This window comes from Phaeobacter italicus, assembly GCF_019801785.1.
GTDB classification, from domain to species: Bacteria; Pseudomonadota; Alphaproteobacteria; order Rhodobacterales; family Rhodobacteraceae; genus Phaeobacter; species Phaeobacter italicus.
In genome coordinates this window covers 70,793-83,632 of the sequence record NZ_JAHVIJ010000002.1, presented here as the reverse complement: position 1 = coordinate 83,632, position 12,840 = coordinate 70,793, and the positions used below count along the sequence as shown (strand labels likewise).

Sequence of the window (12,840 nt, the reverse complement as noted above, 5' to 3'; positions counted from 1 at the left end):
CTTAGCCTCCCATCCGGGTTTCGATCCGGTTGACCAGCTGCGCTGGAACCTTTGCTTCAGCCAGTTGCGCCAGCACCCGTGCCTTGGCCTCTTGCGGCATGCGGCTGTTTTGCTCGACCAATGCAACCAACCGGGCCCGGTGGTCATCGCTCAGCTCAATCATCTCTGCCTCGGCCGCGCGTGTTGTTGTCTCTGTGGCAGCGGCCTCAGCCCCTTGGCGCAATGGGCGCACCTTGATACCGGCCCCCAATAGCGGTGTGCGCCCCGTCACGACCTCGCGGCCCGCAAGCCCTTCGCCACGCAGCAAGACATCATCGCCCTGCCTGCGCACCAATGTGACCGCCAGCGTCTCCAAACGGTCATCTGCGCCAATCACCAGGACCGTCCCATCCGACCCCAGAGCCGAGGCTGGCAAGCGGGCTACGTTTTCAACCACAGGCTCTTCGACATGGACTGTGACAAAGTCACCGGGTTTGAAGCCCGGCGCAGTGTCGAGGCGGGCATAGATCAGCCGCCCGGCCAAGCCCTCACCTGCAGCGCCACTGTCGCGGACGGCAACCCCCGTCGCCGTCAATGCCGCACCAGTTGCATCCAGCGTCACCCGAACCGGCGCCTCTATCAGCTTGCCCGATTGATCCAGCAGTCGGGCGAACTGCACCGTGGACACACGAAAGGCGACCTCCAGCTGGGCCGGATCCACCAGATCCGCCAGCTTTTCATTGGTCGAAACCAGCCGTCCCTCAACCAGATTCACCGACTGCAGGGTTCCGTCAAAAGCCGCGGTGATGGTGGTGTCATCCAAAGTGCGCTGCGCATCCTCTAGGGCAATGCGGGCCCGCGCAAGCCGCGTGGCGGCCTGATCGATGCGCGCCTCGGCAAGGGAAACCGCCTGTCTGCGCGAAATTACCGCCTGACGTGCCTGAGCTGCGGCCAGCTCAGCAACCTCTGCGGTTGCAGCCGAGCCCACCCCGCGTTCCTGCAGGTTCTGCTGCCGCTCCAGTGCGCGCGCGCGCAACGCAGCCTGGTCCTGCGCAGCGGCCAGTTCATCCTGCGCCAGGGTCAGGCCGCGACGTGCCTCGCGGTCTTCCGCCTCTGCGTCCAGCATGTCGGCCTCTGCCCTCTCAAGGGCGGCCTGCGCGTCTGCGGGATCAATCTGCACCAGCACTGTTCCAGCGGTCACATCGCCGCCATCTTCAAAGCCAGGCGCCAGCGCCACGACACGACCAGCAGCCGCCGTGCGCAATTCCAGCCGTCGACGGCTTTCAACCCGACCAAAGGCCGTGAGCTGCGGGGTGACCGCGCCCAACTCTGCTTTGACGACATTGACGGCAAACACCCGTTCACGTGCGGGTGGGGCTTTGCGCTCGTCTGACAGACGGCTCTGGATTGCGGAGGCCACGATCTGCACCGCAAACAGCAGCAACGCCGCCGTCAGCGCCGCCAGGAAAACTCCGAACACCGTGTGCCGCAAAAAGCGCATCTCTCATCCTTTTCAGGCCGACAAACCCGGCAAAGCACCAGATTTCAGGCGCCGAGTTTATCAGCTTGTCCAAAGCTATACGAGGTTACACGCCGCCGCGGATCATTTCCGTCTCACTTCCTGCGCAAATGTTCGTCAAGGCGGGGCATGATCTCGACGAAATTGCAGGGGCGGTGCCGATAGTCGAGCTGTTTGACCAGAATTTCATCCCAGGCATCCTTGCAGGCGCCGGGACTGCCCGGCAGCGCAAACAGATAGGTGCCTCCCGCCACACCGCCGGTTGCCCGCGACTGGATCGACGACGTGCCGATTTTCTGCATCGACACGATGGTAAAGACGGTGCCAAAGGCATCGATCTCTTTCTCATAGACATCGCGATGGGCCTCAACGGTCACATCCCGCCCGGTCAGCCCGGTCCCGCCCGTTGAGATCACCACATCCACGTCGGGATCCGCCACCCACGCACGCAGCTGATCTGCAATCTGGTCGCGCTCATCCGGCAGGATCTTGCGATCGGCCAGCACATGACCTGCGGCCTCCAGCCGGTCGACCAGCACCTGGCCGGACCGGTCTTCGGAGAGGGAGCGACTGTCAGACACGGTCAACACCGCGATACGCACTGGAATGAACGCTTTTCCGTCGTCGATTTGTGCCATTCTGTCAGGCCTCTCTCACTGCTTTTTCGTCATGATTTTATGCACCTGCGCACAGGCAGGGTCAGCCAGCATCAAGCCGGGATTTGATATCAAGAAGATCAGACCACGCAGCCCGTTTCTGCAGCGGCTGGCGCAGCAGGTACGCGGGGTGGAACATCGGCATGACCGGCTTGCCCCAGGCCTCGCCCCATGTGCCGCGCAGACGGGTAATGCCGCGTTTCCCCATCAAGGCATCACAGCTGATGTTTCCCATGGCAATCAGGATGTCCGGATTGGCCAGCGCCACATGGCGTTCCAGGAACGGGGTCATCATCGCAATCTCTGCAGGCAGCGGGTCGCGGTTCTGCGGCGGCCGCCAAGGCAATACATTGGTGATATAGACGTTGTCCTGCCGCGACAGGCCGATGGCTGCCAGCATGCGGTCCAACAGCTGCCCTGCCCGCCCCACGAAGGGACGCCCTTCCAGATCCTCGTCGCGCCCCGGCGCCTCTCCGATCACCATGACCCGTGCACCGGGCTTGCCGTCGCTGAATACCAGATTGCGCGCGCCCTTCCTCAGGTCGCAGTGCTCGAACTGGGCCAGCGCAGCCTTGAGACCGGCCAAGTCCCGCACCCCGCGCGCGATGTCGCGTGCAACCTCAACCGGATCGACTTCCTTGGGTTTGGGCGGCGGCGCCTCTGCCTGGCGGGCGGTCGGTTTGGGCTGGCGTGCCTCAAGCTCATAGCGGTTGACCGGCGCGTCACAGATCGCGTCCGTTGCCCCCAGCTCAATCTGCCAAGCCAAAAGCGCCCGCGCGCTGTGATAATCCAATGCCGATTCCATGCCCCAAGCTACCCCGCCCGGCGACAGATCAAAATACCTGCCGTGCATGCCGCAGCAATGCGCCACGCCACGCCGCTTGCCGCAGATCAAAGCCCTGCCTATAAGGACGCCAAACAGCGCGGAGCCAGCCCATGCCCAATGCCCCCACGTCGATTGATCCGATGTCCTTCAACCAACGGCATCTCTTGGGCATTGAGCCACTCAGGCCACATGAAATCACAGCCATTCTCGACCTTGCGGACAGCTATGTTGATCTGAACCGCCGCGCGGAAAAACACGCCGAGGCTTTGCATGGTCTCACTCAGATCAACATGTTCTTCGAAAACTCGACCCGCACGCAGGCCTCGTTTGAGCTCGCAGGCAAACGGTTGGGTGCTGACGTGATGAACATGGCAATGCAGGCGTCCTCGATCAAAAAGGGGGAAACCCTGATCGACACGGCGATGACCCTCAATGCGATGCACCCCGATCTTCTCGTCGTGCGTCACCCCCATTCCGGCGCCGTCGACCTTTTGGCGCAAAAGGTGAACTGCGCGGTATTGAATGCAGGCGACGGGCGGCACGAGCACCCGACCCAGGCGCTGCTGGATGCGTTGACCATCCGGCGGGCCAAGGGGCGACTGCACCGGCTGAACATTGCCATCTGCGGCGACGTTGCCCATTCCCGTGTGGCTCGATCAAATCTGATCCTGCTTGGCAAAATGGAAAACCGCATCCGGCTGATCGGTCCACCGACGCTGGTGCCCAGCCAGTTCGCCGAATTTGGTGCCGAGATCTATGACGACATGCGCGAAGGTCTGAAGGATGTGGACGTGGTCATGATGCTGCGCCTTCAGAAAGAAAGGATGGACGGTGGTTTCATCCCCTCTGAGCGCGAGTACTACCACCGCTATGGTCTGGACGCCGATAAGCTGGCGCTGGCCAAACCCGACGCCATCGTCATGCACCCCGGCCCGATGAACCGAGGTGTGGAAATCGACGGCACCATCGCCGATGACATCAACCGCTCTGTCATCCAGGAACAGGTAGAGATGGGGGTCGCCGTACGCATGGCCGCGATGGACCTGCTGGCCCGCAATCTCCGGGCAAGCCGCCAGGCTGACCAACACGGCGCGGCCTGAGCCATGACAGGTGAGCACGCAAAATCTCTCTTGATCCCGGCTGGCGAACAGCGGGTCATCCATCTTTTTGACCTCGACATGCGCGCTGAACAGGCCCGGTTCCTGCGAGAGCCCGGCGCGTTGGCCCAGGTTCTGGGCATTGATGACATCGACCTCGATCACGTAGAGGTCTTTCCTGTCAGCGATCTCGAAGAGCTGGGGCTGGAAGGCTACCTGCGTGTCGGCTGCGGCATCCCCGAAGACGCGCTGCGGCCCGATCGCGCCAAACTTGAAGCCATCGACGGCTATGTGCTGCTGATCCGTTCGCGGGCGCTGCGCGGAGAGGAAACCCATCTCACCCCGGCCGAACAGATCCACCATATCGGCGATTATCGCGAAGCCGGGGCAGATTGGGCCGCGCGCCCGGCCAGCCCCGCAGAAACCCCGGAAAGCGCCAAGCCGTTCTCCGCGCCCCGCCCCTCCCCGCGGGAGGCCCGGTCGCGGGCACGACGAATTGGTGCGGCCTTGTTCTCTGTGGTGATGGCGCTGATTGTTCTTGTTGTTCTGCTGATGGTGCGCTGATGTCGGAAACCGTATTCACCCCCGACCGGATGGCCTATTGGCGCAGCCATGCCTGGCTGGCCGTGATTGCCATGGTGGGCGCGATGGGCATTCTATGGTTCATGGGCAACCCACATGTCTGGACCGGTGCCATCGGTGGTCTGGCGGCCATCGGCCTGCGCGGCGGTTATCTCGTCTCTGACGAAATGTCCCGCGTCTGGGCGCTGGATGGCACAACAATCAAAGGTCCGGATCAGCAAGCCATCCCGCTTGCCGATGTGGCTGAATTGAACCGCCTTGCCAGCACCGTGCAGATCGTCACTCACGCAGGGCACAAATACCTGATCAAGTACCAGCCTGATCCCGCCGCCACCATTGCAACCCTGCAAAACGCCATGTCCACCCTGCCCGAGAGATCCCGCGCATGACCCTGCTTTTTACCAACGCCCGCCTGATCGACCCAGAAGCCGGAACCGACAGCATCGGCGCGGTTCTGGTGCAGAACGGGCGCATTGCGGCGGTGGAAAAGAACGACACAAACCCTGACCAATTGTTTCGCACGCGAAACATTGGGGCAGAAGATGTGACCCTTGTTGATTGCGGGGGCAAATGCCTTGCGCCCGGTATCGTCGACATCGGCGTCAAGGTTTGCGAACCCGGCGAGCGTCACAAGGAAAGCTATAAATCAGCCGGTCTCGCCGCGGCGGCTGGCGGCGTGACAACAATGATCACGCGCCCGGACACCACCCCTGCCATTGACAGCCCCGAAACGCTTGAGTTCGTCACCCGTCGCGCGCAGGCCGATGCGCCTGTCAACGTGCTGGCAATGGCCGCGCTCACCAAGGGGCGCGAAGGTCGGGAGATGACAGAAATCGGGTTCCTGATGGATGCAGGTGCCGTGGCCTTTACCGATTGCGATCATGTGGTGGCCGATACCAAAGTGTTCTCTCGCGCTCTGACCTATGCCCGCAGCTGCGGCGCGCTGGTTATCGCCCACCCGCAAGAGCCGGGCCTGAGCAAGGGCGCAGCCGCAACCGCCGGCAAATTCGCGGCCCTGCGCGGCCTGCCGTCGGTCACTCCGATGGCAGAGCGGATGGGACTGGACCGCGACATTGCCCTGCTGGAAATGACCGGTGCGAAATATCACGCGGATCAGATCACCACAGCCCGCGCCCTGCCTGCGCTGGAACGGGCCAAGGCAAATGGACTGGACATCACCGCGGGCACGTCGATCCACCATCTGACATTGAATGAGCTGGACGTCGCGGACTACCGCACCTTCTTTAAGGTAAAGCCCCCCCTGCGGTCCGAAGAGGACAGGCTGGCCGTGATCGAAGCGGTGCGTGAGGGGCTGATCGACGTGATCTCCTCCATGCATACCCCGCAGGATGAAGAGAGCAAACGCCTGCCCTTCGAGGAGGCGGCCGCCGGGGCCGTGGCGATGGAAACGCTGTTGCCCGCTGCGCTGAGGCTTTATCACAACGACCAGCTAGACCTGCCAACGCTGTTCCGCGCCATGTCACTGAACCCTGCCAAACGTCTGGGCCTCGCCTGCGGTCGTCTGGCCGAGGGGGCGCCTGCGGATCTGGTGCTGTTTGATCCCGACAGCCCGTTTGTCATGGATCGCTTCGCGCTGAAGTCGAAGTCACAGAACACCCCGTTTGACGGGCAGCGGATGCAAGGTAGGGTGCTGGAAACCTACGTGGCGGGTGAACCCGTCTACCGGAGAAACTGATGCCACCTATCGATTCCACTTTTGCGACACTGATGTTGTGGGCCGTTGTCGGATATGGCCTGGGCTCTATCCCCTTCGGCATGGTGCTGACCCGGATCATGGGCCTTGGCAACCTGCGCCAGATCGGCTCCGGCAACATCGGCACCACCAATGTGTTGCGCACCGGCTCCAAGAAGGCGGCGGCGCTGACCCTGCTGCTGGACGGGGGCAAGGGGGCCGTTGCCGTTCTGCTGGCCCGTGCCTTGGCGAGCGAAGACGCGGCACAGCTGGCCGGGCTTGCCGCATTTGCTGGGCATTGTTTCCCGGTTTGGCTCGGCTTCAAGGGCGGCAAGGGCGTCGCTACGTTTCTTGGGCTGATGCTGGCGCTTGCCTGGCCTGTCGGCATCGCCTGCTGCCTGACATGGCTGGCCGCAGCCTATCTGAGCAAGATCTCTTCAATGGGGGCGCTGGTGTCTGCCGTTGCGGCGCCTGTGTGGTGTCTGCTGCTTGGTGCGCCGATGGCAACCGTTCTCGCCGCGTTTCTGGCAATTATTATTTTGTGGCGCCACAAGGAAAACATCGCACGTTTGCGCAACGGCACAGAGCCGAAGATCGGGCAGAAGTAGCCCGCCAACCCCAAACAACCATCTGAATTATATAGATAAAGCCCCTTTCCAACCGGAAGGGGCTTTTTTGTTCACGCAGATGTGCCTCCGCAGGGGCGCAAGGGTTCTGTGCATCTGTGCGCATTCAAAATCAGTTGTTTTGAATGTGAGCAGGAAAATCCCCAACTGCAATTCATGGCCAAACAGGCCGCATTTCGAAGACCAGAATTTCAGTACGCACAAACTTACCCATTCCAACATAGGGCGCCCTGATCGCCCGACACATCGAAAGGCTCAAACCGATGACCAAAGCAAAATCTTTCCTGGGTGGTATCGCTCTCTCCGTCGCACTGGCAACCTCCGCACTGGCTGCTGGCGTGGATATCAACGCCTCCTCGACCGGCCTCGCAATGCAGGGCTATGACCCGGTTGCCTACTTCAACGCAGGTGAGCCCACCAAAGGCTCCTACAAGGTGACCTCGTCTTTTGACGATGCGACCTACTGGTTCGCAACCGAAGAAAACAAGGCCCTGTTCGAAGCCAACCCCGAAGCCTACATCCCGGCATACGGCGGCTACTGTGCCTTTGGTGCGGCGATGGGCTTCAAATTCGACGGCGACCCGAACCAGTGGAAAATCGTCGACGACGTTCTGTACCTGAACCTGTCCAAGGACATCCAGGAACGCTGGGCGCAGGACATCCCCGGTTTCATCGAGAAAGCAGACGTGAACTGGGACAACATCGAAGACAAATCTCCCGCAGAACTGCTGGAGCAGTAAGCCAAGGCTGAATGGCCCCACTCACGCATGTCTTACGGCGGCAGGATACCCTGCCGCCGTTTTCTTTTCCCAACCGGGCTGGCGTTGTTGCAAGCCCGATTATTTGGACGCCAGTCGCTCGATCGCCTCAGCGGTGCGTTTGGTGTTGTTGTAGATCCCAAGCGCCAGATAGAGCGAGCCTGCAATCAAGATCACATAGAGTGTCCCGATCACCAGAACGCCAAGCGCTGCGAGCATACCGCCACCGCCAGGCTGCATCGCTGCCAGAACGGCGCCGCCAAGCACCGCGATCAGTAAGAGAACGACAACAACGCCGACCAGTTTCTCAAACGCTGAGATGAAGAAATTTCCCATATCAATATCTTTCAAACCATAGACAGACCGCTCCTCTATGGCTCCCACTTCTGGCAGGCAAGACTCCGGTTGCGGGGAAAAGCAGGGGTTCTGCACCAATCACAGCAAAGAAAAAGGCGCCCATGAGGGCGCCCTTTGTACGTTTTCTTGCGGTCGACAGATCAGTAGCTGTAGTCCGCATAAATCCGGCTCAGATCGCCATTCCAATCGCCGTTATAGCGATCAAGCAGCTCGTCTGCGGGCACCTTTCCAGTTTCAATGCTGTCTTTCAGCGCGTTGAGGAAATGGGTCTCATCCGGCACCAAGCCCCCTGCGCCGGCGCGGCCACGGGCCTTCAGACCGGCCTCGGAGATGGCAACCACTTCGCGGGCGAGGTCGTGCATGTTGATGGCACCGACCTGCGCCTGCAAGCCCTGCTCTGAGGCAGCAACCCGCAGCGCCTCGCGGGTCTCGGCGTCCCAGCCCTTGACCAGATCCCAGGCCGCATCGAGGCTGGACTGATCATACATCATGCCCACCCAGAATGCAGGCAGAGCACAAAGACGACGCCAGGGGCCGCCATCAGCACCGCGCATTTCCATGTATTTCTTGATCCGCGCCTCGGGGAAGGCCGTGGTCAGGTGGTCGGCCCAGTCACTGAGTGTCGGGGTTTCACCGGGAAGGGCGGGCAGCTCTCCCTTGAGGAAATCGCGGAAGGACATGCCAAGTGCATCAATGTATTCGCCATCGCGGTAGACAAAATACATCGGCACATCGAGGGCATATTGCACCCAGCGTTCAAAGCCGAAGCCCTCTTCGAACACGAAAGGCACCATGCCGGTGCGGTCTGCATCCAGATCGCGCCAGACGCGCGAGCGCCAGGATTTGTGATTGTTCGGTTTGCCTTCAAGGAAGGGGGAGTTGGCAAAAAGCGCCGTGGCGACAGGCTGCAGTGCGATGGCCACGCGCATTTTCTGCACCATGTCCGCCTCAGAACCAAAATCAAGATTCACCTGAACGGTACAGGTACGGCGCATCATGGTGCGTCCCATGGTGCCGACTTTGCCCATATAGGCATCCATCAGCTTATAGCGCCCCTTGGGCATCAACGGCATTTCGTCGTGCGACCAGATCGGCGCGGCGCCAAGGCCGATAAAGCCGACGCCGATTTCATCCGCGATATCCTTTACCTCGCGCAGGTGGGTGTTCACCTCGTCGCAGGTTTCGTGAATCGTCTCTAGCGGGGCACCCGACAACTCCAGCGCGCCACCCGGCTCAAGCGAGACATTTGCACCGTCTTTTTCCAGACCGATCAGCTTGCCCGCTTCGCGAATCTCGGACCAGCCGTGACGATCCCGCAGACCTTCGAGAACGGCCACGATAGAGCGGGTTCCCTCAAACGGGAGCGGCTTCAGCGTGTCCTTGCAGTAGCCGAATTTCTCATGTTCGGTGCCGATGCGCCATTGATCGCGCGGTTTGCATCCCGATGCGAGATATTCCGCCAATTGCTCGTGCCGTTCGATCGGCCCGCCGCCGGATTGAGGGATAGACATCTGGGGCTCTCCGTGAGGTTATCCGTATTGAGGTGCCAGTCGTGGTCGCAATTTCGCGCGGTGTCAATGCAACCTGTGCTGGGCAGGTCTGGTTGAAGCGCGCTCCCAGATCACGACCTGGTGAGTGCCTTTGCCGTGCAATTCTGCCAGCATTCGCTCTACTCGCAAACCAGGCAGCGACGCAAAAGCATCAAAGAGCGCATCGCTGTTGGTTGCGTTGACCGGGATGGCCAAGGTGCCATGTCCCGGTTGCTCCAGCAGCCAATGTGCGGGTTTGGCGGTGTGATCCAATGTCAAACGCTCCAGCTCGGACAGGGCAATGCCGCCGCCCGTCAGAGGACCGAAATAAGCAACCTGACCTTCATCCACCTGAACAACGCCAGGCCCCCCCGCCCCCAAACGAAAACGCAGCCGCTGCGCGCCAATCACTGCGATGATGAAAGCGATCACGATCAGGGCCCAACCCGTCAGCGCCAGAACCCCGTACGACCCCAGCGCCCAGGTCAGGCCCAGGAGGCCCGTGGAGCCCGCAAGAAGCAATTCACGCCAACGCCATAGGGCGGCGCGGGCCTCGGGACGGATGAAGCTCATGTTGATGGCTCCTTTGCCGTTGTGGCGTTGGACGGGTCAAACAAGACCAGAGAGTAGCCCTCAATCTGGCGAAAGCCAATTGCCTGATAGGCCCTGACAGCGGCGTCGCCTGCTGCAAATAGCACCGCTTTTTCGGTGCCTTTGCGGGCGGCGTCCTGCAGGTGGAGAGCAAGGGCTGCCCGCGCGTAGCCGCGACCGCGCATGTCCGGGGGCGTGTAGACACCACCGATCTGAACCACCCCGGGAAGTTGTGCGTTAAATCCCGTCATCGCAGCCCATTTCGGCCCGACCGACAAAATGCGATGACTGTCGCGCAGAAGATAGCTGTCGATATCCGCAGACGCCATCGCCACCGCCTCTGCTGCGGGGGTGCCCAGAACTTCCTGATGATACGCCGCGCGCCATTGCACCAGCATGGGTCGCGGTGCTGCCGAAATTGGCATAAGGACCGCACCCGCCAGCGCCGGTCGGGTAAGGCACGTCAGGTCAAGATCCCCAAGGTCCAGCGCCAATCCGGGTTCATCGCGGTTCAGTCGCGTTGCGCGGGCTGCGAGCCCGGTGGCGGCAAGATAGCGGCGTAGCTGTTCGGTCGCGCCAAGAACCCCTGTCTGCGGCCGGCCTGCCAGCTGTGCCTCGACAAGGGCCTGCATTGACCGCCAGTCCGCGTCCGTGGCCATTGGCGCCTGAATAAGCAGCGTACCATCATTGGTCAGCCCAGCGACACCATTGTTCGGCGCACCACGCAGCCAGACCTTCATGGCCTTGGGCGCGGTTCCAGAAAGGCCGTGATCGCGAAGGTTGGTGAGCAGGAACATGGAGCTGGCCACATGGCGGGAGAGAAACGCCTCAATCGCGCGCTGCTCGTCCGGCTGCGCCAGACGCCATGTCATCCCCAGTCACCATAGGCTTGCTGCCAGATCGTCAGCGCTGCAACCGCTGCTGTATCCGCCCGCAAGATCCGCGGCCCCAGGCTCACCACATGGGATTGGGGCAGACCATGAAGGCGTTTGCGCTCTGCCTCGGAAAAACCGCCCTCTGGTCCGATGACGATGGCCCACGGGGCCTTGGCGTGATCTGCGGCAGCAAGGGTCAGGGCAGTGCCGACCTCTGCCTCGTCACAGAACATCAGCTGTCGCTCCTGCGGCCATTGGTCCAGCACGCGTGACAGTTTCTGCAGCTCTGCCACCTCCGGCACATAGGTGCCGCCACATTGTTCTGCGGCCTCTACGGCGTGGGCTTGCAACCTGTCCTGGCGGATGCGGTCAGAGTTGGTGAAATCGGTCTGGACCGGCAGGATCCGTGCGGCCCCCATTTCAGCGGCTTTTTCCACGATGAAATCGGTGCGCGCCTTTTTGATCGGAGCAAACAGAAGCCACAGATCCGGCGGCAGCATCAAAGGCCGCGATTGCTCCTGACAGACGAGCAGCCCGTTGCGCTTGCCCGCTTCGGCGATCTCGGCCCGCCACTCTCCATCGCGCCCATTGAACAGAGACACCTGTCCCCCAACCGCCTGCCGCATGACCCCAAAGAGATAATGCGCCTGATCGCGGTCCAGAGGAACCGATTGCCCTGCCCCCAGTGGGTGCTCTACATACAGTCTGATCTTTGCACTCATGAGGCATACATATGCAAGGCGGGACGCCAACACCAGATGGACAGGTCGCAGATGCTGTCAAAGACAATTGGGTCGACCGACGCGCACCCGCCTGGAGCCGCCCCTACCTGCGGCTGAGCAGGGCAGACCGGCCAATCGGCACATGGCTTTTGCTGATCCCCTGCTGGTGGGGTTTGGCACTGGCGATCCTGTGGGACCAAAGCCCGCGTTGGGAAGATCTCTGGATCTTTGTCGCCTGCGCGGCTGGATCCTGGCTGATGCGCGGCGCTGGCTGCACGTGGAATGACATCACCGACCGCAATTTCGACGGTCAGGTGGAGCGCACGCGCTCGCGCCCGATCCCATCCGGTCAGGTCACGGTCAAAGGTGCCGTGATCTGGATGGGGCTACAGGCGCTGATTTCTTTCGCCATCTTGCTGAGCTTTAATCAGGCGACGGTCGCGATGGGTATTCTTGCCCTGTTCCCGGTTGCGATCTACCCATTTGCCAAACGCTTTACCTGGTGGCCCCAAGTGTTTCTGGGGCTGGCATTCAACTGGGGCGCCATGCTGGCGTGGGTTGCCCATACCGGAACGCTGAACTGGCCTGCCGTGGTTCTGTATTTGGCAGGCATTGCCTGGACGCTGTTTTATGACACGATCTATGCCCATCAGGACACCGAAGATGATGCGCTGATTGGCGTCAAATCCACGGCGCGCCTGTTTGGCACCGATACGCCAATGTGGCTGCGCCGCTTTATTGTCGCAACCGTAAGCCTGATGGCGCTGGCGGTCATCATGGCCGTGCAGCCCAACGGCTCTGTGCTTGCCTTGGTCCTTGCGCTGGTTGGTCCGTGGGCGATGGGATGGCACATGACGTGGCAGCTGCGTGCCTTTGATGCCGAAAATGGTGACAGGCTTTTGCAACTGTTCCGGCTCAACCGCGATACCGGCTTGATTCCGCTCATCTTCTTTGCTGCAGCCTTGTTCGCGTGATTGAACCTGCCACATTGCCCCTGTAAGACTTCTGAAAGCCGTTTCTGCGGCCGCCA

At 61.4% G+C, this 12,840-nt stretch carries 15 protein-coding genes; 7 read left to right on the top strand and 8 right to left on the bottom strand.

Annotated elements, in window-relative coordinates:
* Position 1 precedes the first annotated feature (1 nt).
* The 3 genes from KUV39_RS04790 to KUV39_RS04780 all read right to left on the bottom strand — a co-directional run bounded on the left by KUV39_RS04790 (position 2) and on the right by KUV39_RS04780 (position 2,959).
* Complete coding sequence (locus KUV39_RS04790) at positions 2 to 1,480, bottom strand: efflux RND transporter periplasmic adaptor subunit (RefSeq protein ID WP_222459102.1); 1,479 nt, start codon at positions 1,478 to 1,480, stop codon at positions 2 to 4.
* A gap of 113 nt (positions 1,481 to 1,593) precedes the next feature.
* Complete coding sequence (moaB, locus tag KUV39_RS04785) at positions 1,594 to 2,136, bottom strand: molybdenum cofactor biosynthesis protein B (RefSeq protein ID WP_222459101.1); 543 nt, start codon at positions 2,134 to 2,136, stop codon at positions 1,594 to 1,596.
* A gap of 61 nt (positions 2,137 to 2,197) precedes the next feature.
* Entirely contained in the window at positions 2,198 to 2,959 is a 762-nt protein-coding gene (locus KUV39_RS04780) for a uracil-DNA glycosylase (protein ID WP_037302581.1), read from the bottom strand.
* Positions 2,960 to 3,090: 131 nt separating this feature from the next.
* On the opposite strand from KUV39_RS04780, the gene KUV39_RS04775 reads away from it, so the two are divergent.
* The 6 genes from KUV39_RS04775 (at position 3,091) to KUV39_RS04750 (ending at position 7,718) form a co-directional block, all read left to right on the top strand.
* Entirely contained in the window at positions 3,091 to 4,080 is a 990-nt protein-coding gene (locus KUV39_RS04775; RefSeq protein ID WP_008559192.1) for an aspartate carbamoyltransferase catalytic subunit, read from the top strand.
* 3 nt (positions 4,081 to 4,083) lie between these two features.
* On the top strand, positions 4,084 to 4,641 hold the full coding sequence (locus tag KUV39_RS04770; protein ID WP_222459100.1) for a hypothetical protein: 558 nt from the start codon (positions 4,084 to 4,086) through the stop codon (positions 4,639 to 4,641).
* Positions 4,641 to 5,048, top strand: coding sequence for a hypothetical protein (locus KUV39_RS04765; protein WP_209034634.1), 408 nt, complete (start codon positions 4,641 to 4,643; stop codon positions 5,046 to 5,048). Before KUV39_RS04770 ends, KUV39_RS04765 begins: the two co-directional genes overlap by 1 nt.
* Positions 5,045 to 6,355, top strand: coding sequence for a dihydroorotase (gene pyrC / locus KUV39_RS04760; protein ID WP_008560628.1), 1,311 nt, complete (start codon positions 5,045 to 5,047; stop codon positions 6,353 to 6,355). Before KUV39_RS04765 ends, pyrC begins: the two co-directional genes overlap by 4 nt.
* Positions 6,355 to 6,960, top strand: a complete 606-nt coding sequence (gene plsY, locus KUV39_RS04755) for a glycerol-3-phosphate 1-O-acyltransferase PlsY (protein WP_222459099.1) — start codon at positions 6,355 to 6,357, stop codon at positions 6,958 to 6,960. Before pyrC ends, plsY begins: the two co-directional genes overlap by 1 nt.
* Before the next feature lie 281 nt (positions 6,961 to 7,241).
* A complete protein-coding gene (locus KUV39_RS04750) occupies positions 7,242 to 7,718 on the top strand; it encodes a YHS domain-containing (seleno)protein (protein WP_008562461.1) in 477 nt (158 codons plus the stop codon).
* A 99-nt stretch (positions 7,719 to 7,817) separates the two neighbouring features.
* On the opposite strand, the gene KUV39_RS04745 is transcribed toward KUV39_RS04750, so the two are convergent.
* From KUV39_RS04745 to KUV39_RS04725, 5 genes are all read right to left on the bottom strand, one after another.
* Positions 7,818 to 8,072: a hypothetical protein gene (locus tag KUV39_RS04745; protein WP_222459098.1), complete on the bottom strand. Its 255-nt coding sequence runs from the start codon at positions 8,070 to 8,072 to the stop codon at positions 7,818 to 7,820.
* Positions 8,073 to 8,233: 161 nt separating this feature from the next.
* On the bottom strand, positions 8,234 to 9,604 hold the full coding sequence (locus KUV39_RS04740) for a glutamate--cysteine ligase (protein WP_222459097.1): 1,371 nt from the start codon (positions 9,602 to 9,604) through the stop codon (positions 8,234 to 8,236).
* Positions 9,605 to 9,667: 63 nt separating this feature from the next.
* Complete coding sequence (locus KUV39_RS04735) at positions 9,668 to 10,195, bottom strand: hypothetical protein (RefSeq protein WP_222459096.1); 528 nt, start codon at positions 10,193 to 10,195, stop codon at positions 9,668 to 9,670.
* On the bottom strand, positions 10,192 to 11,085 hold the full coding sequence (locus KUV39_RS04730; protein WP_222459095.1) for a GNAT family N-acetyltransferase: 894 nt from the start codon (positions 11,083 to 11,085) through the stop codon (positions 10,192 to 10,194). Before KUV39_RS04730 ends, KUV39_RS04735 begins: the two co-directional genes overlap by 4 nt.
* Positions 11,082 to 11,810 (bottom strand): 16S rRNA (uracil(1498)-N(3))-methyltransferase, encoded by a 729-nt coding sequence (locus KUV39_RS04725; protein ID WP_008560590.1) that lies wholly within the window; start codon positions 11,808 to 11,810, stop codon positions 11,082 to 11,084. Before KUV39_RS04725 ends, KUV39_RS04730 begins: the two co-directional genes overlap by 4 nt.
* 11 nt (positions 11,811 to 11,821) lie before the next feature.
* Between KUV39_RS04725 and ubiA the strand changes: the two genes are divergently transcribed.
* Complete coding sequence (ubiA, locus tag KUV39_RS04720; RefSeq protein ID WP_008558773.1) at positions 11,822 to 12,784, top strand: 4-hydroxybenzoate octaprenyltransferase; 963 nt, start codon at positions 11,822 to 11,824, stop codon at positions 12,782 to 12,784.
* Positions 12,785 to 12,840: the final 56 nt, after the last annotated feature.